General features: G+C 60.6%; 15 protein-coding genes and 1 tRNA gene. 9 read left to right on the top strand and 7 right to left on the bottom strand.

Going from position 1 to position 21,091, the window contains the following annotated elements; all coding sequences use genetic code 11:
* Positions 1–23: 23 nt before the first annotated feature.
* Both JQ863_RS02980 and JQ863_RS02975 read right to left on the bottom strand, forming a co-directional pair.
* Positions 24–674, bottom strand: a complete 651-nt coding sequence (locus JQ863_RS02980; protein WP_204112842.1) for a GntR family transcriptional regulator — start codon at positions 672–674, stop codon at positions 24–26.
* Between the two features lie 31 nt (positions 675–705).
* Complete coding sequence (locus JQ863_RS02975) at positions 706–1,398, bottom strand: M48 family metallopeptidase (RefSeq protein WP_204112841.1); 693 nt, start codon at positions 1,396–1,398, stop codon at positions 706–708.
* A 108-nt stretch (positions 1,399–1,506) separates the two neighbouring features.
* Here JQ863_RS02975 and JQ863_RS02970 point away from each other — a divergent pair, with 108 nt between their 5' ends.
* Together JQ863_RS02970 and JQ863_RS02965 are read left to right on the top strand one after the other, a co-directional pair.
* The gene (locus JQ863_RS02970; protein WP_204112840.1) at positions 1,507–1,833 is read left to right on the top strand and encodes a TIGR02300 family protein; all 327 of its coding nucleotides are present in this window, start codon (positions 1,507–1,509) and stop codon (positions 1,831–1,833) included.
* An 84-nt stretch (positions 1,834–1,917) separates the two neighbouring features.
* A tRNA-Ala gene (locus JQ863_RS02965) sits at positions 1,918–1,993 on the top strand.
* Between the two features lie 68 nt (positions 1,994–2,061).
* On the opposite strand, the gene JQ863_RS02960 is transcribed toward JQ863_RS02965, so the two are convergent.
* The 5 genes from JQ863_RS02960 to JQ863_RS02940 form a co-directional block, all read right to left on the bottom strand.
* Positions 2,062–5,199: a multidrug efflux RND transporter permease subunit gene (locus JQ863_RS02960; protein ID WP_204112839.1), complete on the bottom strand. Its 3,138-nt coding sequence runs from the start codon at positions 5,197–5,199 to the stop codon at positions 2,062–2,064.
* Positions 5,200–5,204: 5 nt separating this feature from the next.
* Positions 5,205–6,281 (bottom strand): efflux RND transporter periplasmic adaptor subunit, encoded by a 1,077-nt coding sequence (locus tag JQ863_RS02955; protein WP_239113198.1) that lies wholly within the window; start codon positions 6,279–6,281, stop codon positions 5,205–5,207.
* Positions 6,282–6,491: 210 nt separating this feature from the next.
* Entirely contained in the window at positions 6,492–7,268 is a 777-nt protein-coding gene (locus JQ863_RS02950; RefSeq protein WP_204112837.1) for an SDR family oxidoreductase, read from the bottom strand.
* Positions 7,265–8,836, bottom strand: coding sequence for a GMC oxidoreductase (locus JQ863_RS02945; RefSeq protein WP_204112836.1), 1,572 nt, complete (start codon positions 8,834–8,836; stop codon positions 7,265–7,267). The genes JQ863_RS02950 and JQ863_RS02945 overlap by 4 nt, the downstream gene beginning before the upstream one ends.
* A complete protein-coding gene (locus JQ863_RS02940) occupies positions 8,836–10,836 on the bottom strand; it encodes an acyltransferase family protein (RefSeq protein WP_204112835.1) in 2,001 nt (666 codons plus the stop codon). Before JQ863_RS02940 ends, JQ863_RS02945 begins: the two co-directional genes overlap by 1 nt.
* A gap of 123 nt (positions 10,837–10,959) precedes the next feature.
* Between JQ863_RS02940 and JQ863_RS02935 the strand changes: the two genes are divergently transcribed.
* The 7 genes from JQ863_RS02935 (at position 10,960) to JQ863_RS02905 (ending at position 21,070) form a co-directional block, all read left to right on the top strand.
* Positions 10,960–11,478 carry a serine acetyltransferase gene (locus JQ863_RS02935; protein ID WP_204112834.1) on the top strand — a complete coding sequence of 173 codons (519 nt, stop codon included), beginning with the start codon at positions 10,960–10,962 and terminating at the stop codon, positions 11,476–11,478.
* Positions 11,479–11,608: 130 nt separating this feature from the next.
* Positions 11,609–12,994, top strand: a complete 1,386-nt coding sequence (locus JQ863_RS02930; RefSeq protein WP_204112833.1) for an aminotransferase family protein — start codon at positions 11,609–11,611, stop codon at positions 12,992–12,994.
* A gap of 97 nt (positions 12,995–13,091) precedes the next feature.
* Positions 13,092–14,549: a MocR-like pyridoxine biosynthesis transcription factor PdxR gene (gene pdxR, locus JQ863_RS02925; protein WP_204112832.1), complete on the top strand. Its 1,458-nt coding sequence runs from the start codon at positions 13,092–13,094 to the stop codon at positions 14,547–14,549.
* A gap of 124 nt (positions 14,550–14,673) precedes the next feature.
* Positions 14,674–16,449, top strand: coding sequence for a sulfoacetaldehyde acetyltransferase (xsc, locus tag JQ863_RS02920; protein ID WP_204112831.1), 1,776 nt, complete (start codon positions 14,674–14,676; stop codon positions 16,447–16,449).
* Between the two features lie 192 nt (positions 16,450–16,641).
* Positions 16,642–19,452, top strand: a complete 2,811-nt coding sequence (locus JQ863_RS02915; protein ID WP_204112830.1) for a molybdopterin oxidoreductase family protein — start codon at positions 16,642–16,644, stop codon at positions 19,450–19,452.
* Entirely contained in the window at positions 19,449–20,198 is a 750-nt protein-coding gene (locus tag JQ863_RS02910) for a 4Fe-4S dicluster domain-containing protein (protein WP_204112829.1), read from the top strand. The genes JQ863_RS02915 and JQ863_RS02910 overlap by 4 nt, the downstream gene beginning before the upstream one ends.
* The gene (locus JQ863_RS02905) at positions 20,198–21,070 is read left to right on the top strand and encodes a dimethyl sulfoxide reductase anchor subunit family protein (RefSeq protein ID WP_204112828.1); all 873 of its coding nucleotides are present in this window, start codon (positions 20,198–20,200) and stop codon (positions 21,068–21,070) included. The genes JQ863_RS02910 and JQ863_RS02905 overlap by 1 nt, the downstream gene beginning before the upstream one ends.
* Positions 21,071–21,091 lie beyond the last annotated feature (21 nt).

Raw genomic sequence — 21,091 nt, 5'->3', positions numbered from 1 at the left:
CCGCCGACTTCAGGGCAATATCCCTACCGCGCAAGCAACCGCAGCCCCTGGGTCACATCCGACCGCAACGCCAGTCGTAACCCAGGTTCATCCCCTGCTTTCAACGCAGCAATTATCAACTTGTGATAGGGCGGCGCTTCGGTCTTGCGCAGCCTTCCATAAAGCGCGCGCATCGTTGGTCCCAACTGCAGCCAGACCGTTTCCGCCATGGCCAGCATCGCCGGAGCCTGTGCCCTGAGATAAAGCGTACGGTGGAATTCCAAGTTGGTGCGGATATAGCGCACCGCATCCCGCGTCGCGACCGCCTGGCTGACATTGGAGTTGATTGCCTGCAACCGCTCGATCAGTGCCATATGCGCACGTGGAAGGGCGCGACTGCCGAGTTCGACCTCGATCAAAGCACGCAAGGCGGCCAGTTCCTCGATCCGCTCGCTGGTCAATTCGGGCGTCGACACCCGGCCGGATGAGGACAGAGTCAGCGCGCCCTCGGCCACCAGCCGCCGCACGGCTTCGCGTGCGGGGGTCATGGACACGTCGTATTCCGCGCCAATCCCACGCAGCGTCAGCGCTTCGCCCGGCGCGATTTCGCCATACATGATGCGGGTTCTCAGGGCGCGATAGACGCGGTCATGGGCGGATGTGGCCGAGTCCTGGGCGCGGGGATTTATCAACATGGGCCAAATGTGATCACAAACCCCGCCCGCGTCAATTGCCGAAACGATAGCGGTGCAGCGATTCGCCGTTTTGCCGCAGCCATTGGCGCGGCTCTTCGTAAGGTCCATGGATACGTTCGACCACCTGCCAGAAGGCAGGCGAGTGATTCATCTCGGCCAGATGCGCCACCTCATGGGCCGCGACATAGTCCAGCACCTCTGGCGGGGCCATGATCAGCCGCCACGAAAACATCAACGCCCCGTGCGACGAACAGGATCCCCAACGCGACCGCGTATCCCGAAGCGTAATCCGGGAATAGGGCCGCCCCAACCGCCGCGCATAATGGTCACATACCGGGACCAGCCGGTCGCGCGCCGCCTGTTTCAGAAACGCAGCCAGCCGCACCCCGGCGCGATCATCACCTTCTGGAACCAGAACAAGGCCGGGATTCCTTTGAATCCTGCGAGTTTCGCCCGCTTCGACCCGATGGAGCCGCCCCTCGATCGGGACCGAATGACCCGGCGCAACCAGCACGTCTTCAGGCCGGTCCGCCAGCTGTCGTCGCAGCCAGTCACGCTTTTCGGAAGCAAATCCCAACGCCTCCCCCTCACGCACGCCGCGCGGAAGGGTCAGCGTCACCCGACCGTCCAGCCGCGATACCCTGAGCGAGATCCGCCTTGCGCGCGCCGAACGGCGCAGGATCACCTCAATCGGAGGGTCTCCTTCCAGGATGTGGCGGCTCATGCGCGCTCCTTTGATAAGTTGTCGCGTTATACCCTTTGACACGCGTGATCCGCTATGGCAGATGGCCCGAACCGTCGTAAAGACTGAATCAATTCGAAGGGATATTCCATGCCCAAGGAAGAATGGGGTGTAAAGCGCGTCTGCCCGACCACCGGGAAACGCTTTTATGACCTGAACAAGAATCCGATCGTTAGCCCCTACACGGGTGAAGTGGTCGAGATTGACGCCGGCAAGACCCGCATGATCGAAGCCGATGCCGAAGACGCGGCGACCATGAAAGCCAAGGCAACACATGGCGACGATTCGGAAGTGTTGGACGATGATGACGCCGTCGATATCGACCTGGGCGATGACGTTCTGGACGATGATGACGATGATGATGATGTCTCACTTGACGATATCGCCGACGTCGCCGCGGATGACGAAGAGAACTAATCGCAAGCGGCGGGATTTTTCGCTTGATCCCGCCCAGCGATGCGCCTAAAGAGGCGCGCACAGGCGGCGACGCCTGCCAGATTTGGGGCCTTAGCTCAGCTGGGAGAGCGCTACAATGGCATTGTAGAGGTCAGGGGTTCGATCCCCCTAGGCTCCACCAAATCCCCTTGCTTTCGAATGAATGTCTGACCCGAAATGGGGTGGACGGCGCGTTGTTGCGCCGCCCTGTCATACGTCACCATGCTCCGGTGTCGGCGAAGCACCACGGCCCTTCACCCATTCGCGCATGCTTTGCAAAAGAACGTAAAGCACAGGCACGATAATCACGCCGAGGCCGGTCGCGAACAGCATGCCGCCGAACACCGCCACACCGATCGCCTGCTGACTTGCTGCGCCTGCTCCGCTTGCGACCAGCAGCGGCACGACCCCCAAAAGGAACGAAAGCGCTGTCATCATAACGGCACGGAACCGCTGACTGGCGGCTTCAAGCGCGGCTTCGCGGATCGTCAGGCCTGCCGCGCGGCGTTCCATCGCGAACTCGACGATCAGAATAGCATTCTTTGACGCCAGCCCGATCAGCATGATCATCCCGATCTGAGTGTAAAGGTTGATGTCCCCGCCCCAGACTCCGACCGCGAACAGCGCCCCGAATAGTGCAACCGTGACCGACAAAAGGATTCCGATGGGCATGGTCCAGCTTTCATACTGCGCGACCAGGAACAGGTAGCCGAAGATCACCGCCAGCGCGAGGATCACAATAACCATCCCGCTGGAGGACTGCTGTTGCTGCGCCGTTCCTGTCCATTCAAACGCATACCCCGGCGGTAATGCGGTGCGTGCGGCCTCTTCCAGCGCGACGATGGCACTGCCGGTCGACAGTCCTTCGGCCGGGATCGCGGTGACAGTGGCCGAGCGGAACATGTTGTAGCGGTTCAGGGCAACTGGCCCCAGCTCGTTCCGCAATGTGACCAGCGTGCCCATCGGCACCATCTCGCCGGACCGCGAACGCACGAACAGGCCAGTCAGGTCCTCGGTCTTGTCGCGGTATTCTCCTTCGGCCTGCACCATCACCCTGTAGACCCGACCGAACAGGTTGAAATCATTAATATAGAAGGACCCCATGTAGGCTTGCAAAGTCTGGAACACATCCGAAACGGCAACGTTCAGCGACTTGGCTTTCTCTCGGTCCAGATCAACGAAAATCTTGGGCACATTGGCGCGGAAGGTTGAATAAGCCTGCGCCAGGTCCGGGCTCTGGTTGGCGGCATAGACCAATGAACCAACCGCAGCCGCCAGATCCTGGGCCGAACCGCCGCCGGTCTGCTGAACCTTCATTTCGACGCCCGCGCTCAGACCCAGCCCGGCAATGGGCGGAGGGTTGAAGGCTACCACACTGGCGCCAGCCTCTTGGCTGGCAATGGTCAGAATTCTGCCAAGGACCCCATCCGCGCTCAGTTCTGGACTGGTGCGGTCGTCCCAGGGCGCCAGGTTGGCAACGATCATAGCCCCGTTGGACCCGGCCCCGTTCATCATCGAGAACCCGTTGACCAGAACAGTCGATTCAACACCCGGTATATCCATGATCTGTTTGTTCACACGTTCGGTCAGGGTCTCGGTGCGCTCCAGCGACGCGGCATCTGGCAGCTGAATGTCAACGAAGAGGAAGCCGTTGTCCTCAAGCGGAATGAACCCGGCCGGGATGGATTTCATCAATGTGCCCGACCCAAAGATCAAGACGGCAAGGATTGCCAGCGCGATCAGGGGAATGCGGACGAGTCGACGAACCACGCCGACATAGCCGCCGCGGGCCTTGTCGATCCCACGCTCGAAGACCAGCAACGCGCCTTTGGGCGGACCGGACCGCGGCCGCAGGATCATCGAACACAACGCTGGTGAAAGTGTCAGGGCGTTGATGGACGAGATCACAACCGCGGTCGAAATCGTAATCGCAAACTGCGAATACAGCCGCCCCGAAATGCCGGGCATGAATGTGACGGGAACAAAAACGGCCAAAAGGACAAGGGTGGTCGCAATGATCGGCCCGGTGATCTGCCCCATCGCCTTGCGCGTCGCCTCGGGCGGGCTGAGCCCCTCTTCAGCGATCAGCCGCTCGACGTTTTCGACCACCACAATTGCATCATCGACCACGATGCCGATGGCCAGAACCAGTGCAAAAAGCGAAATCGTGTTCAACGACATGCCAAATGCCAGCAGGAAGGCAAACGTCCCGATCAGAGAGACCGGGATGGCGATAGCGGGGATCACCGTGGCACGGAACGACCCCAGAAAGACGAACACAACCGCGATCACCAGCACAAACGTCTGAGACAACGTGGTGATCACATCATTCAGCGACTGCTGCACGAACAAAGTTGAATCGAAGGGAATCTCGACCGCAACGTCATCAGGAAAGCTTCGTGACAGTCGGTCGATCTCGGATTTAACCCCCTCTGCCACAGCCAGCGCATTGGCGCCTGGTGCCTGATAGACGGCAAGCACCGTGGCCGGCGCTCCTGAATACCGGCCAGAGGCGTTGTAGTAGTTTGCCCCCAACTCGACCCGCGCAACATCGCGGATGCGCACGATACTCCCCCCCGAACCGGTGCGCAGCACGATGTTTTCGAACTCGGACACCGTGGAAAGGCGTCCCTTCGACTTGATCGTGTACTGGAATTGCTGGCCTGCAGGGATCGGCGGCGTGCCGACCTGCCCGGCCGACACCTCGATATTCTGTTCACGGACAGCCGAGATCACATCGGCGGGCATCAATCCAAGACTTGCCATACGATTGGGGTCAAGCCACATGCGCATCGCGTATTCAAAATTGGTCATGACGTCAGCCTTGCCGACCCCATCAACCCGCGCCAACGTGTCCTTGATGTTGATCGAGGCATAGTTCGACAGGAATACCTCGTCATAGGTGCCATTGGGCGAAGTCAGCGCCACCATCAAAAGCATATTGGTCGAGGATTTCTGGGTCACGACGCCAGACGCGGTCACTTCAGATGGCAGGGTCGCCGTAGCCTGCGCCACGCGGTTCTGCACGTTGACCGACGCAATATCGGGATCGGTACCGATCTCGAAAGTCACCGACAGGTTATAAGAACCGGTGTCCGTGCTGTCGGAAGACATGTAGATCATGTCATCCACCCCGTTCACCTGCGCCTCGATCGGCGCGGCGACGGTGTTTTCGACGGTTTCCGAGTTTGCGCCGGTATAATTGGCACTGACATTGACCACCGGGGGGGTGATGTTGGGGAACTGCTCAACCGGCAGCGCCATGAAACCTATGACGCCCATGATTGTCAGGACAAGCGAGATGACGAATGACGTCTTGGGACGCCGGATGAAGATCGCAGAAAACACCGGCGTTACTCCTTCTCGGTCGACGTTCCGGTGAGAACCGTGTCAACCGCCACACCGGGACGCACACGCTGCAACCCCTCAACAATCACCGCTTCGCCTTCGCGCATGCCATCCATCACCACGACAAACGCTTCGACTTGCCGGCCAAGCGTGACATAGCGCTGTTCAACCAACTGCTGCTGCCCAACGACCAGCACGAAATCGCCGCGTTGATCGCGTTGCACGGCGGCCTGGGGTATCATCAACACCTCGTCAGGCTGGGTCGCCTGAATGCGCACACTCAGGAAAGATCCGTCGATAATCATCCCCCGTTCATTGGCAAATTGGGCACGAAGCGTAATGGTGCCGGTCGTGGGATCGATCCGGTTATCGGAGAATACTACGCGGCCGGATTCTTCCAGCTCATCACCATTTGGCAGGATCACAAAGACATCCGGGGTCAAAGGATTGTTGGCAACCTCGGCGACGCTGGACTCATAGGCTTCCATGACTTCGATCAGTTGCTTCTCGGTCAGGGCAAACTCGACATAGATCGGGGCCAGCCGAACCAGGTTCACCAGCGGCGTGCCGGACGGTCCGACCAACTCGCCGATACTGACGTTGACACGACCGATGCGCCCGTCGAACGGCGCATAGACATTGGTGTATTCAACGTCCAGCTCCGCCATCCGAATGGCGGCCTTGGCGATTTCGACCTGCGCCTTGGCGACTTCGTTGTTGGCCAGAGCAACATCGCGATCCGCCGCGCTTCCGACCTCACGTTCCAGCAATTCGGTTTTGCGCGCCAGTTCGACCTCGGTCAGCCGCAACTGCGCTTCGGCCTGCCCAAGGTCCGCATGACGGGCCGCCAATGTCGCTTCGTAGGTGTCCGGTTCGATCTTGAACAAGAGATCGCCCTTCTTGACCAGATCACCGTCATTGACGTGTATCGCTTCGACAAACCCGCTGACCCGCGCGACAAGATCGACCTTGTCCACCGCTTCGCCCTTGCCGACAAAAACCACCTGTTCAAGCAGCTCATCCGTAAAGGCAGCTGCAATCGAAACCTTTGGCGCTGGCGCATCCTGCGCACTGGCAGCCATCGCGGTCAGTGCCAATGCTAGTGCGACAAGAGGTCGAAAAATTCCGCGTTCGATCATCTATCTACTTTCCCAATACCATGAGCGCCGGTTATCCGGCGAAAGCTGTCATTGTTTGCGGTCATAGAACCACGGGCGCCACGTTCGCACAACCACGCTGGAAGCGATGCGGATCAGTCGAGGACGACGATACCAGTTTTGGCTTCGTGCCGGTCATCCAGGGATCTTTCGCGGCACCGGCGCCCGGCGCAACAAAATGGCATCCTTGATTTTGCGTTTCAGACCGCGCGGCTCTGGTACTTCGCGGTCCATCTCGAAAGTGGCGCCGTTGATTGCCCTGTCATGCCACAGCGACAGCGCCGCCCCCCATTTGGCTGCCGCTTCCGGCGCCAACCCGTCCGGGATTCCCATGTCCGTCGCCAACATGCCCGGCATCCAGGTTGAGATCACGATATCGGGGAAGCGGTCATGCAGATCGGCCAGCATTGCCCGAGACCAGATGCGCCCTGCCCCCTTTGACACCGAATAAGCGGCGCTGGCCGGAATTGGCGCGATATCGGCAAAGGATGAGACATTGACGATCCGTCCGACCCCAGCGCGCGTCATGTCGGTCAGCGCATATTGCGTGGCCGCCACCATGCCGCCAAGATTAATCGCCATCACCTGCATGAACGCTTCCGGGCTTTCCTCCAAGAGATCACGGCGCGGATAAACGGCAGCGTTGTTGATCAGAATCGTGACCGGCCCGAAATGCATACGCACTTGGTCGAACCCGTTACGCAGCGCAGTAAAGTCCGACACATCCGCCTTGATGGGCAGAAAGGCATCACCGATCTGTGCCGCAGTTTCAGCCAATGCATCTTCGCGTCGCCCAAACCCGGCCACCTGCATCCCGCGCCGCGCCAGTTCCACCGACAGCGCCTGCCCCAACCCGGACCCCGCTCCGGTCACGACGGCGCACCCCTGTTGTATTTCGTCAGATGGGGTCATGGCAGTTCTCCTTCTTTGAGCGCCCGCAAAAGGTGATCTCCGGTTCGCAATGCCATTGCCGCAATCATCAGGCTGGGGTTGGCCCCTGTCGAAGTTGGCATGAAGCTTGAATCGGCCAGGTAGAGATTTCTCAGGTCATGACTTCTGCAATCAGGACGCAAAACCGATGTCGCGGGATCGTCCCCGAAGCGCAGCGTGCCGCACGGGTGACCAAAGTTCAGATCGGGCTGCAGGTTCAGAAAGACCGGTTTCAACCCGCCAAGTGCTTTGCGTACATGGCGACGGAACAGGCGGCGGCGGTTCATCAACTCGTCTGGGATGTCATAGCGCAGATGGATCGTGTCCGGGTCATCCGTCGGCAGGACGCGGTTTTTTGGGTGCGGCATGTCCTCAAGAATTGCGGCAAAGATCATGGCGCTGCCGAACATGCGCGCGGCAATGGCTGCCGGCACGCGCGTCAGGTGGCGCAGGGGTTTCACCCCGCGCAGAGCCGAGCGGTCAAATGCGCTATTCAGGAAATGCGTGATTTCTCCATACCCGGCCTCGATCCCCATTGCCTGCAACAGCCCCATGCGCTGACCGTCGATGGTGTAGAAATCTCTGAGCACAAGCGCCTTTGACGGCGTTCCGTCACTCGCCCCCGGAGGCCAAAGCGCCAGCATCTCGGTCAGGTGAAACATCAGGTTGCGCCCGACCAGACCAGAGGAATTCGCCGCCCCCGCTGGCCAATCCTCGGACGCCGAGCGCAGCAACACCCCCGGCGAGGCCAAAGCCCCACCCGCCAGGACGAAAGCCTTGGCGCGTAAGCAAAGCGGGGTGCCATTCACACGTGCCTCGACATGAGTCACGCGATTGCCCTTGCCCGCGATCCGTTCGACGCACGCGCCCGCCAGCAAGGTTGCGTTGCCCGTTGCCAACGCAGGCTCAACCCCAGCCGAACGGCCATCCATCTTGCACCGCCGACGGCACTTGAAGCCAAAACACGACTGGCAATCCGGGACATTCCGCAATGCCAGATGCGCCTGATAAGGGTGCAGGCCACGGGCCTCGAACGCCGCCTTCAACGTCGCTTCCCGCTCCGTCATCGGGGTCGGATCAGGCAGAGCGGCAGGCGCAGGATCAAGCGGGTCCGCGCCGCCGGTTATGTGATACAACCGTTCGACTTCGGTAAAATAGGGGAGCATCGCATCATAACCGACGGGCCAGCCTCCGGTCGGATGCGGCTGGGTCTCCGTCTGGTCAAGATCATGCCTGGCTGGGCGTTCCAGCGTCGCAGCATAGAATACCGACGACCCGCCAACCCCCGCCCCCAGCGGCGCGTGAAATGTCAGGTCACAGCCGTTGACACGCGCCTCGACCGGTTTCGGCCAATAGCCCCGGGCCTGACGTGCGACGGGATCCCACATCCGGGGGTCAAGGCCCTGCTCTTCGCCCGCCGCGCCCGCGGGGCCTTGCTCAAGGAACAGGACAGATGCGCCGCCCTCGGCCAACCGCCGACCGATCGTGCCGCCACCAATGCCCGTGCCGATCACGATCACGTCCCAAAGCGTGTCGCACAGGTCTGTCATTACGCCCCCTCCGGGGTTGCAAAAAACTCTGCAAACAAATGCCGCAGGCGCAAGGCGGCGCGGTTGGTGAGGTGATTGTTGTCAAAATACTGCCCGACCCCGTCAACCACCGCGCGGCAGGTTGTTTCGTCACAGACGAACGGCCAGGTGTCGAGTAGGTTGATGTCGCCATTGGCCGCCAATTCGCGCCACAGCGCGTCGCTGTCGTGGGTGCGCCGTTCCGCTTCAGAACGCGCAATATGTGCCGAGATGGGCGGCCGCCCATGAGCCAGCGCTCGCGCCGCGCGGCGGCTGTCATAGGGCGCAATCTCGGGCGGCTGGCGCAAGACATGGACCGGGGCGACGTCCCGCAGTCGGGCAACAGTTTCGCGCGCCCTGTTTGCGAACAGAGTTTTCTGGTCCCCCGCCACTCCGTCCACGTTGAGTGCGATGCGGTTTTCAAGATCACTGCCCGTTCCGGTGCCACTGGAGTAATAGGCCCAGCGCCCGACCAACAGGATGCGTGCGATTGGTCCGATATCGCCTAGGGCGGCTGCAATCTGCCTGTTCGCTGCGCTACAGGCGGCATCTTGCGCCCGTGTCGCCGCGCTCTCGCGTTTTTCGATCCCGAAAAGCGGCGGGCATCCAGCGCGCCAGATTACCCACCCGGGCACTGAACTGGCTTCAGCCTGGGCCGCCAGCCCCGCAAACACCGCGCGCACATGGCTATCACCCCAAACCAATATCTCTGGCGGACCATCCGGCCCGATGGGACAAATCTCGATCCCCGCCAGGGGACCATCCCCTGGCACTTGGCAACGCGAGAAATCCTGAAGGAAATCGGCTGTGGCATCTATGTGAACGCGCGCGCTGGCATCAAACCGCGTGGGAACGCCATCTTGCTTGTATAGCCAATATCCCCCCGCCAGCGTCAGCGCCGAGGACATAACTGCGCCGGACAAAAGTGTTCGCCCTGAAAGCGCACCGGCACGGCGCGCGGGTTGTTCGACAAAACGCCAGCTGAGTGTTGCCAGAACCAGTGACAGACCGATCAAGGCTGCGGTCCCGGTCCATCCCATGGCATCGCCTTGGACATAGCGGCCGAACACCATGATCGGCCAGTGCCAGAGATACAATGAATAGGAAATCAGCCCGACAAATACCGGGCCACGCATCGACAAGCCCCGGTTCACCGGATTCGGATCACCGCCATTGGCGATCAACAGAACCGTGCCGACCACCGGCGCGACCACCTGCCAGCCAGGAAAACCCGCGCCGGGCACGGTCAGCACCACTGCACCAAGAACCAGCCCTAGTCCCAGCCAGCTTGCCCATGGACCAATCCGCCATCGGAACCCGGATTGTTGCGCCCAGATAGCCAGGAACACACCCGCCAAAAGCTCCCACGCGCGGGGTGGGAACAGATAGAAAGCTGCGGCGTGATTGGAGGTGGTCAGCCAAAGCGACAAACACAGGCTGATCAGGCCAAACGCGCCAATCCAGCCCAGCGGACGGAAACGTGAGAACAGAAGAAGGGTTGCTGGCAGGACAAGATAGAATTGCTCCTCAACCGACAGCGACCATGTGTGCAGCAGCAGCTTTTCATCGCTTGCCCCATCGAAATACCCCGTCTGCCGGAAGAACAGGATGTTCGAAAGGTAAACGGTCGCCGCCACCGCCGCCTTGCCATACTCTCGCAGGTCATGCGGCAGCAAGATCCACCACCCCACCACGAAACAAGCAAAGACCATCACGAAATAGGCCGGCGCCAGACGTCGGATACGACGCAGGTAAAACTGACCCAGTGCGATGCGGCCTGTCACGGACAACTCTCGCCACAAGATGCCGCCGATCAGAAACCCCGAGATGACAAAGAAGACGTCGACACCAACAAAACCGCCGCCGACACCCGGCAGGTCAAAGTGATAGAACACAACCGCCAGCACCGCGATGCAGCGCAGCCCGTCGATCTCTTGCCTGTGGCCCGTCTGACGCGGGTCTGAAATGCCTTGGCCTGTCATATGGCCGCCCTGTCCCAATTGGCGCCAGTCGGTTCTTTACCTGACTGCGTCGTTGGTTAAGCATAGTAAAAGCGCGCCAAAGGACCAGCGTCGAGTTGCTATGACAGGGTGACATCTGAATACATGGAACATGATCTGAACGTATCGGCCACCGAACCCGATTGGTCCCGCGAGGCCGTGACCCGTTTCTGGGACCCGGGCCCGAAGCTGATCCGCGCGATCCGCCGCTATCAGGCAGCGCGGGCAAAGGGCACGCTGATTGGACGGCTGGCCTCGAAATACTGGGTGGTGGTGCATCGGTTCTGGTCCGTCGTGACACAGTCGGAAATCCACCTGAACATGGAGATCGCCGGGGGTCTGCGCCTGCCGCATCCGACCGGCATCATCCTGCACCCGGATGCGCAAATCGGCGTCAATTGCATGATTTTCCACCAGGTCACGCTTTCAGACGCAGTGATCGTTGGTGGCCACGTTGATTTTGGCGCCGGCGCCAAAGTGCTTGGCCCGCTGACCATCGGCGACAATGCCCGCGTGGGCGCAAACGCTGTGGTGACACGCGATGTCGCGCCGGGTCTGACGGTTGCCGGCACCCCGGCCCGGGTTATTGCCGGCGCAAAGGACAATCCAGCTGACTGGACCTAAATCCCACCAACCTCTGGACCTATCCAAATCACCAGTATCGGGCAAGACTTGCGGCAAGAGCGGGCTGGCGAGTCGCCCCGTGTGACCGCCATCCGCTGACCTGACACCAAAACACCCGGAGATTCCCGACATGGACGGCGCGCTGAGCAAGAATGACATTTCCCATATCGTGGAGGCGGACAAAGCCCATATCTGGCACCACCTGATTCAGCATAAGGGATTCGAAACCAACGACCCGCGCATCATCCTTGAGGGGAAAGGCATGCGCGTCTGGGATCAGCATGGCCGCGAATTCCTGGATGCAGTTTCCGGCGGGGTCTGGACGGTGAACGTCGGGTATGGGCGCGAGTCCATCGCCAAGGCGGTCTATGACCAGTTGATGAAGCTCTGCTATTTCGCGCAGTCGGCCGGGTCGATCCCCGGCTCACTCTTTGCCGAGAAACTGATCGAAAAGATGCCGGGTATGAGCCGTGTCTATTACACGAATTCGGGTTCAGAGGCGAACGAGAAAGCCTTCAAGATGATCCGCCAGATCGCCCATAAGAAGTATGGCGGCAAGAAACACAAGATCCTTTACAGAGACCGCGACTATCACGGCGGTACGCTGGCGACGATGTCAGCTGGCGGTCAGGACGAGCGCGTTATGCAATATGGCCCGCTTGCCCCCGGCTTCGTGCGGGTGCCGCATTGCATGCAATACCGCGCACAGTGGGATCTGTCGGGTGAGGAATATGGACAACGCGCGGCGGATGCGATCGAGGAAGTGATCCTTGCCGAGGGGCCGGATACGGTAGGCGGTCTTTGCCTTGAACCCGTGACCGCCGGTGGCGGGGTCATCACCCCTCCTCCCGGTTACTGGGAACGTGTGCAGGAGATTTGCACGAAATACGACATCCTGCTGCACATTGACGAGGTCGTCTGCGGCATCGGCCGGACCGGGACATGGTTTGGATATCAGCACTATGGCATCAAGCCCGATTTCGTCACCATGGCGAAGGGCGTTGCATCGGGTTATGCGGCGATTGCCTGCTGCGTCACCACGGAAGAAGTTTTCGAGATGTTCAAGGACGATGCGTCGGACAAGCTGAACTATTTCCGCGACATCTCGACCTTCGGCGGCTGCACGGCTGGTCCGGCTGCCGCGCTTGAGAACATGCGCATCATCGAGGACGAAAACCTGTTGGAAAACTGCACCAACATGGGCGAGCGCATGATGGGCAATCTTCACGGGCTGATGGAAAAGCACAAGGTTGTTGGCGACGTGCGCGGCAAGGGACTGTTCTGCGGCATCGAACTGGTAAGTGACCGCAAAACCAAGGAACCCGTGCCGGAACCAACCATTGCCCAAACCGTTGCGGAATGCGGCGCGCAAGGGGTCATCATCGGCGCCTCGAACCGCTCGGTGCCGGGGCTGAACAACTGTCTCTGCTTCTCACCCGCATTGATCGCAACCGCCGACGACATCGACCAGATCACCGACGCGGTCGACGTTGCGCTGGGCAAGGTCTACGGCTGACACACTTTTCAATATACGCTGCGCGGGACGCTTCGCGCAGCGCGCTTCCAAACAAGTCCAGATTGCCGCGCGTTTAAGGCCAGACTAGACTTGCGGCATGGCAATCGACGTCGAAACCTTTTTTCTTGACCCGAACTCGCAGGGCACGCTGCAGGCGCAGGTGCAGGAAATGGTGGCAGAAGGCATTCTGTCGGGACGTTTTCGGCAGGGCGAGAAGCTGCCATCGTCGCGCAAGCTCGCGGAACACCTTGGGATCAGCCGGATCACGGTGACCTTGGCCTATACCGAACTCCTGGCAAATGACTATCTGACCTCACGCGGGAGGTCGGGGTATTTCGTTTCGGACAACGCGCCGGTCCCCACGGACTTTGCACCTGCGCGCGTAACTGAGGACAAGATCGACTGGTCCCGTGCCATCGGGAGGCGGTTTTCCGGCGGTGACACGCCTCAGAAACCATTGGACTGGGCGCGCTACAAATACCCATTCATCTACGGGCAGACTGACCCGAAGCTGTTTGACCACGCCAACTGGCGGCTTTGTGCGCTGAGGGCGCTGGGTCAGAAGGACTATGCGTCGCTGACGGCAGACCAGTATGATCAGGACGATCCGCGACTGGTCGAATTCATTGCCCGCAACACCCTGCCCCGTCGTGGGATCATTGCCCGCCCTCAGGAAATCCTGATAACGCTGGGGGCGCAGAACGCGTTGTGGCTGACCGCGCAGGTGCTGCTGACCCAACGTCGTGTCGCCGCGATCGAGGACCCCTGCTATTACGCCTTGCGCGATATCCTGACTCAGTCGCGCTGCCATGTCGAACCGGTGGCGGTTGATGCCGACGGGATACCGCCCGCGCTGGTCCCGTTGGCGACAGACGTCATCTTCACAACACCCAGCCACCAATGCCCGACTGCAGCCACAATGCCACTTGGTCGACGGCAAGAGCTATTGCGCCGTGCCAGAGAGATTGACGCGCTAATCGTCGAGGATGATTACGAGTTCGAGATGTCGTTTCTCGGCGCGCCGTCACCCGCGTTGAAATCGCTCGATGACGAAGGCCGGGTGATTTACGTCGGCAGTTTCTCGAAGTCGGTGTTCCCCGGCATGCGGTTGGGTTACCTGGTCGGCTCTGAAAGCTTTATTCGCGAAGCACGGGCCTTGCGCTCCAACGTCCTGCGCCACCCGCCGGGCCACGTCCAGCGCACCGCTGCCTATTTCCTGTCGCTCGGCCACTATGACGCGCAGATCCGAAAAACCCGGAATGCCTTTGCCGAAAGGCGGCGGGTCATGCGCATGGCGATCGAGGATTATGGCCTGGAGATAGTCGGGCTGGGCGTGCATGGCGGCTCTTCCTTTTGGATGCGCGCCCCCGAGGGGACGGACACGGTGGAACTGACCGCGCGCCTATCGGAACGCGGCGTGCTGATCGAACCGGGCCAACCGTTTTTTGGCGGCGACAAACAACCCGGCAACTATTACAGGCTGGCCTATTCATCGATTCCGGCAAATCGCATCCGCGACGGCGTGCGGCTGATTGCAGAGGCACTGAACCGCTGAACTCTGGCCTTATCCGGCGATCCCAACTGGCCCTAATCCAACTCCTCGATTGGAAGCTAAACTCAACCCAAGTTCAAACCGCGTCCGTCAGGACGCGGATTCGCCGTTTCAGGAGACAAGACAGATGAAAATGACCACCGAAGAAGCCTTCGTCAAAGTGCTTCAGATGCACGGGATCGAACATGCGTTCGGGATCATCGGCTCGGCTTTCATGCCGATTTCCGACATTTTCCCGAAAGCCGGCATCACATTCTGGGACTGTGCACACGAAGGGTCAGGCGGCATGATGGCCGATGGCTATACCCGCGCAACCGGAAAAATGGCGATGATGATTGCCCAGAACGGCCCTGGCATCACCAATTTCGTTACCGCCGTGAAAACCGCTTACTGGAACCACACCCCGCTGTTGCTGGTTACGCCGCAGGCGGCGAACAAGACCATCGGTCAGGGCGGTTTCCAGGAGGTCGAGCAGATGGCCGCTTTCAAGGACATGGTTTGTTACCAGGAAGAGGTAAGAGACCCTTCCCGCATGGCCGAGGTGCTGAACCGGGTGATCTGCCAGGCGCGCCGCCATTCTGCTCCGGCGCAGATCAACGTGCCGCGCGACTACTTTACACAAGTCATCGATATCGATCTGCCGCAGATCGTGGAATTCGAGCGGCCTTCGGGCGGTGAGGATGCGTTGGATCAGGCTGCTGCGCTGCTATCCAATGCCCGCTTCCCTGTGATTCTGAACGGCGCAGGTGTGGTGATCGGCGGCGCGATCCCTGCGTCGCAAGCGCTGGCCGAGCGCCTTTCCGCCCCGGTCTGCTGCGGCTATCAGCACAACGACGCCTTCCCCGGCTCGCACCCACTGCATGTCGGGCCGCTAGGCTACAATGGGTCCAAGGCCGCGATGGAATTGATCGCCAAGGCCGACGTGGTGCTGGCGCTGGGAACGCGGCTGAACCCATTCTCGACCTTGCCCGGCTATGGCATCGACTATTGGCCCAAGTCGGCCAAGCTGATCCAGGTCGACATCAATCCCGACCGGATCGGCCTGACCAAACCGGTGACGGTGGGGATTGTCGGAGATGCCACAAAGGTCGCGACGACCCTGCTGGAAAAACTCTCGGGCACGGCGGGCGACGTGGGTCGCGCCGAACGTGAAGCACTGATCGGGACCACCAAATCGGCCTGGGCGCAGGAATTGTCGTCGATGGATCACGAAGACGACGATCCCGGCACCACTTGGAACCAGCGCGCCCGCGCCGACAAACCAGACTGGATGAGTCCCCGCATGGCGTGGCGGGCGATCCAGTCGGCGCTGCCCAAGGACGCAATCATCTCGTCCGATATCGGCAACAACTGCGCGATCGGCAATGCCTATCCCAGCTTCGAGGCAGGGCGAAAATACCTTGCCCCCGGACTGTTCGGGCCTTGCGGCTATGGCCTGCCTTCTGTGATCGGCGCCAAGATCGGCTGCCCGGATACCCCGGTTGTCGGCTTCTCTGGCGACGGGGCATTTGGCATCGCCGTGACCGAGCTGACGGCCATCGGGCGCGAGGAATGGCCCGCAATCACTCAGGTAGTGTTCCGCAATTATCAATGGGGCGCCGAGAAGCGAAACTCGACTTTGTGGTATGACGACAATTTCGTCGGCACCGAGTTGGACACACAGGTCAGCTATGCAGGTATCGCCAAAGCTTGCGGGCTAAAAGGTGTCATCGCGCGCACGATGGACGAGCTGACAGATGCGCTGAACCAAGCCATCGTCGATCAAAAGAACGGAACGACGACGCTGATCGAAGCAATGATAAACCAAGAACTGGGCGAGCCCTTCCGACGCGACGCAATGAAGAAACCGGTCGAGGTCGCGGGCATCGACCCTGCCGACATGCGCCCGCAGAAAGGCGCTTAGGCGCGCCTGTCGGCTGGTTTTGGTCAGGACAATCGTCCGGTCCGCCCTGGTGCGGGCCGGACGACGCTTACCGAAATCCGATATGTTCGTTCTGCGAACTTGCAATGCGACAGGAAAACATTCCACAAATAGGTAACTTCACCGAACAAGCCGGACAAGATTGTGGCCGGGACCAAGCGAGAAGGGCAGCGAATGGCGGACGGACAACCCATCCTCGACACCTCCCCCAAGGTCTCGGACGAGGTGCGCAAAACCACCTGCTACATGTGCGCCTGTCGCTGCGGCATCAACGTACACATGAAGGACGGAAAGGTTGCCTATATCGAGGGCAACCGCGACCATCCCGTCAACAAAGGTGTCCTGTGCGCCAAGGGATCTGCCGGGATCATGCAGCACAATGCACCCTCGCGCCTGCGCAAGCCGCTGATCCGAACCGGGCCACGCGGGTCGGGCGAGTTCCAGGAGATCTCGTGGCATGAGGCGATGGCCACCGCAGTCGGCTGGCTGACCGAGATACACGAGACAGCGCCACACAAGCTGGCGTTTTTCACGGGCCGCGACCAGTCGCAAAGCTTTACCTCGTTCTGGGCGCAGCAATTCGGCACTCCGAACTATGCCGCGCATGGCGGGTTCTGTTCAGTGAACATGGCCGCGGCGGGCATCTACACGATGGGCGGCGCGTTTTGGGAGTTCGGTCAACCCGACTGGGACCGTACCAAGCTGTTCATGTTGTTCGGTGTGGCCGAGGATCATGACAGCAACCCGATCAAGATGGGATTGGGAAAGCTGAAGGCGCGTGGCGCCAAGGTGATCGGCGTCAACCCCGTGCGCACGGGCTATAACGCCATTGCCGATGAATGGGTCGGGATCACTCCGGGCACGGACGGGCTGTTTATCCTTGCGCTGGTGCACGAATTGATGCGAGCGGGAAAGATCGACCTGCACTACCTTGCCCAATACACCAATGCGCCAGTTCTGGTGGATGGCGAAACCGGGCTCTTGCTGCGCGACGAGAACGGCAAGATGCTGGTCATCGACCGCAATACGGGCAAACCCGCGCCGTTTGACAGGAAGGGCGTGCGCCCGGACCTGTCCGCCAGCTACCGCCATGCCGGTGTGACACACCGAACGGTCATGGCGCTGATGGCGGATCGGTATCTGGATAAATCCTACAGCCCTGAAGCCGTGGCGGACCGCTGCGGCATCCCCGCCGACCGCATCCGGTCCATCGCCGCGGAACTGGCGCGCGTTGCGTTCGAGGAAGAGATCACGCTGGATCGGGAATGGACCGATTTCCGAGGTGACACACACAAGACCATGACAGGCCGCCCGGTCAGCTTTCATGCCATGCGCGGTATTTCGGCCCATTCCAACGGCTTCCAGACCTGCCGGGCGCTTCACGTGTTGCAAATCCTGCTTGGCAGCGTCGAGGTGCCCGGCGGTTTCCGCTTCAAGCCGCCCTACCCCAAACCGGTCGAGGCCCACCCGACGCCCCATGGCCACGGACGGCCCGGGCGCGCGCTTGCGGGGCCGCACCTTGGGTTCCCGCGCGGCCCCGAAGATTTGCAGATCGAAGCCGACGGCACACCGAAACGGATCGACAAAGCGTTCAGTTGGGAAACCCCGATGTCGGCCCACGGGCTGATGCATATGGTCATCTCGAACGCCCATGCGCAGGACCCTTACGAGATAGACACGCTGTTCATGTACATGGCGAACATGGCGTGGAACTCGACAATGAACACCAAGGGCGTGATCGACATGCTCACCGCCCGGAACGAGGATGGCCGCTATCGCATCCCGCGCATCATCTATTCGGATGCGTATAGCTCGGAAATGGTCGCCTATGCCGACCTGATCCTGCCCGACACGACCTATCTGGAGCGGCACGACTGTATCTCGCTTCTCGACCGCCCGATCTGTGAGGCGGACGCGGCCGCAGACGCGATCCGCTGGCCGGTGGTTGAACCTGACCGGGACGTGAAAGGCTTCCAGTCGGTGCTGATCGAACTTGGTGCACGGGTTGGCCTGCCCGCCTTCCTGAACGAGGATGGCAGCCCGAAATGGAAGGACTATGCCGACTATATCGTCAACCACGAACGCCGCCCGGGCATTGGACCGTTGGCGGGTTGGCGTGGCGAAACCGGAGATCAGTCGGGGCGCGGGGCGGTCAACCCCGAGCAACTTGACCGTTACATCGAAAACGGCGGCTTCTTTGTCGAACACATCCCGGAAAACGCCCAGTACATGAAGCCGTGGAACATGGCTTATCAGGACTGGGCAGTGAAGATGGGGCTTTTCGACAGCCCACACCCCTTCCTATTCAACCTGTATGTCGAACCGATGCGAAAGTTCCAGCGTGCCGCCGAGGGTCATGGTGACATCCAGCCGCCTGATCACCTGCGCGCGCAGATCAAGGCGACAATGGACCCGTTACCGATCTGGTACGAACCGTTCGAACAGTCAGCCTTCAATGCCGACGACTTCCCGATCCACGCCCTGACCCAGCGCCCTATGGCGATGTATCACTCGTGGGGCACGCAGAACGCATGGCTTCGGCAGTTGCACGGTCGAAACCCGCTCTACCTTCCAACCTCACTCTGGCGCGAGCATGGGTTCGCCGAAGGCGACTGGGCCAGAGTGACTTCACCTCACGGAGAAATCACTGTGCCGGTCGCGCATCAGACTGGTCTGAATGACAAAACCGTCTGGACATGGAACGCCATCGGCAAGCGAAAAGGGACCTGGGCCTTGTCCGAAGATGTCCCCGAAGCCCGCGAAGGGTTCCTGCTGAACCACCTGATCAATGAGTTGTTACCGCCCAAAGGCGACGGGCTTAGGTGGGCCAATTCCGATCCGATTACGGGTCAGGCGGCATGGTTCGACCTGCGGGTCCGGATTGAGAAGGTCGATCCACCGGGCGAAACACAACCCGCGTTCAAGCCAATCAAATCGCCAGTCCCCGAGGGTCCCCATATGCTAAAATGGAAGGTGGGCAAATGACCGAACTTCCCACCTCTACCACCCGAAAACTCGGCCTCGTGATCGACCTCGACACCTGTGTCGGTTGTCATGCCTGCGTAATTTCCTGCAAGGGCTGGAATACCGAGAATTACGGCGCGCCGCTCAGCGACCAGAACCCTTATGGCGATGAACCGATGGGTACTTTTCTGAACCGCGTCCACACATACGAGGTCACGCCCGAAGACGGCCCGGCCCAAACCGTGCATTTCCCGAAAAGCTGTCTGCATTGCGAAAATGCGCCCTGCGTCACCGTTTGTCCTACCGGGGCCAGTTACAAACGGATCGAAGACGGTATCGTTCTGGTCAACGAACAGGATTGCATCGGCTGCGGGCTCTGTGCCTGGGCCTGTCCATATGGTGCGCGCGAGATGGATCAGGCGGAAGGTGTGATGAAGAAATGCACCCTGTGCGTCGATCGCATCTATAATGAGAACCTGTCTGAGGAGGATCGTGAGCCCGCCTGCGTCCGCACCTGCCCGGCAGGTGCTCGGCATTTCGGCGATTTCGCTGATCCCGACAGCAACGTTTCGCGTCTGACCAAGGAACGCAACGGCATCGACCTGATGCCGGAAATGGGAACCGCGCCGGTCAACAAATACCTGCCACCGCGGCCTCGCGACGCGAGCCCGTTGACCCCGTTCCTTGCGCCTGTTGCGGATGAGCCGGTCGGCTTTCTGGGCTGGCTTGACCGGCAACTCGACAAATTGCCCGGAGGGTCCGACTGATGCACCCGGCGCCGTCCGTCATTGTCTTCACCACGTTCTCGGGCCTCGGTTTCGGGCTACTGTTCTGGCTGGGCATTGATCCGTCACCGCCCACCGGATGGGTCGCGTTTGCCTTTTTTGCAATCGCATATGCCCTGTCCGTCGGTGGCCTGTTGGCCTCGACCTTCCACCTCGGTCACCCCGAACGCGCAATGAAGGCACTGACCCAGTGGCGGACAAGCTGGCTTAGCCGCGAGGGACTCTGCGCCATCGCGGCACTTCTGGTCATCGGGCTTTTTGCGGCTCTGCTAATCTTTTTCGGCATCCATGCCGCGCCGCTCGGCTGGCTGGGTGCGCTTCTGTCATTGGGCACTGTGTTCACAACCTCGATGATCTATACCCAACTGAAGACCGTGCCGCGCTGGAACACTCCCCTGACACCCGCATTGTTCCTGTCGATTTCGCTTGCAGGCGGCGCGCTGTTGTCTGGTCGCGTTACCGAGGCTTACAGCCTGTTGTTCATCGCCGGGCTGTTCCAGATCGCGTGGTGGCGCCGCGGCGATACCGCGCTCAGGAACTCCGGCACCACGCTGGGCACCGCAACCGGGCTAGGCACGACAGGCACAGTTCGCTCTTTCTCCCCGCCTCACACCAGCCCGAATTACTTGATGAAGGAGATGGTGTTCGTGGTGGGACGGAAACACACGGACAAACTGCGCCTGTTTGCGCTGTTGCTTGGCTTTGTCGTGCCGCCGATCCTGCTGGCGCTGCCCATGCCACACCTATTCGGTGCGCTAGCTGTGCTTAGCCATATCGCGGGAATCGCGATCTCACGTTGGTTGTTCTTCGCGCAATCCGAACATGTGGTGGGCCTGTACTACGGCGCACGCTAGGGCCGCGCATCTTCTTTCTTG

Origin of the sequence: Shimia biformata, from assembly GCF_016888515.1 — a bacterium.
GTDB lineage: Bacteria > Pseudomonadota > Alphaproteobacteria > Rhodobacterales > Rhodobacteraceae > Shimia_A > Shimia_A biformata.
This window is presented reverse-complemented; position numbering and strand designations above follow the sequence as displayed.

What these genes read in the sequence shown, in the direction of transcription:
- JQ863_RS02980 (WP_204112842.1), bottom strand. Translation starts at nt 674, where the DNA reads ATGTTGATAAATCCCCGCGCCCAGGACTCGGCCACATCCGCCCATGAC.
- JQ863_RS02975 (WP_204112841.1), bottom strand. Translation starts at nt 1,398, where the DNA reads ATGAGCCGCCACATCCTGGAAGGAGACCCTCCGATTGAGGTGATCCTG.
- JQ863_RS02970 (WP_204112840.1), top strand. Translation starts at nt 1,507, where the DNA reads ATGCCCAAGGAAGAATGGGGTGTAAAGCGCGTCTGCCCGACCACCGGG.
- JQ863_RS02955 (WP_239113198.1), bottom strand. Translation starts at nt 6,281, where the DNA reads ATGGCTGCCAGTGCGCAGGATGCGCCAGCGCCAAAGGTTTCGATTGCA.
- JQ863_RS02950 (WP_204112837.1), bottom strand. Translation starts at nt 7,268, where the DNA reads ATGACCCCATCTGACGAAATACAACAGGGGTGCGCCGTCGTGACCGGA.
- JQ863_RS02945 (WP_204112836.1), bottom strand. Translation starts at nt 8,836, where the DNA reads ATGACAGACCTGTGCGACACGCTTTGGGACGTGATCGTGATCGGCACG.
- JQ863_RS02940 (WP_204112835.1), bottom strand. Translation starts at nt 10,836, where the DNA reads ATGACAGGCCAAGGCATTTCAGACCCGCGTCAGACGGGCCACAGGCAA.
- JQ863_RS02935 (WP_204112834.1), top strand. Translation starts at nt 10,960, where the DNA reads ATGGAACATGATCTGAACGTATCGGCCACCGAACCCGATTGGTCCCGC.
- JQ863_RS02930 (WP_204112833.1), top strand. Translation starts at nt 11,609, where the DNA reads ATGGACGGCGCGCTGAGCAAGAATGACATTTCCCATATCGTGGAGGCG.
- pdxR (WP_204112832.1), top strand. Translation starts at nt 13,092, where the DNA reads ATGGCAATCGACGTCGAAACCTTTTTTCTTGACCCGAACTCGCAGGGC.
- xsc (WP_204112831.1), top strand. Translation starts at nt 14,674, where the DNA reads ATGAAAATGACCACCGAAGAAGCCTTCGTCAAAGTGCTTCAGATGCAC.
- JQ863_RS02915 (WP_204112830.1), top strand. Translation starts at nt 16,642, where the DNA reads ATGGCGGACGGACAACCCATCCTCGACACCTCCCCCAAGGTCTCGGAC.
- JQ863_RS02910 (WP_204112829.1), top strand. Translation starts at nt 19,449, where the DNA reads ATGACCGAACTTCCCACCTCTACCACCCGAAAACTCGGCCTCGTGATC.
- JQ863_RS02905 (WP_204112828.1), top strand. Translation starts at nt 20,198, where the DNA reads ATGCACCCGGCGCCGTCCGTCATTGTCTTCACCACGTTCTCGGGCCTC.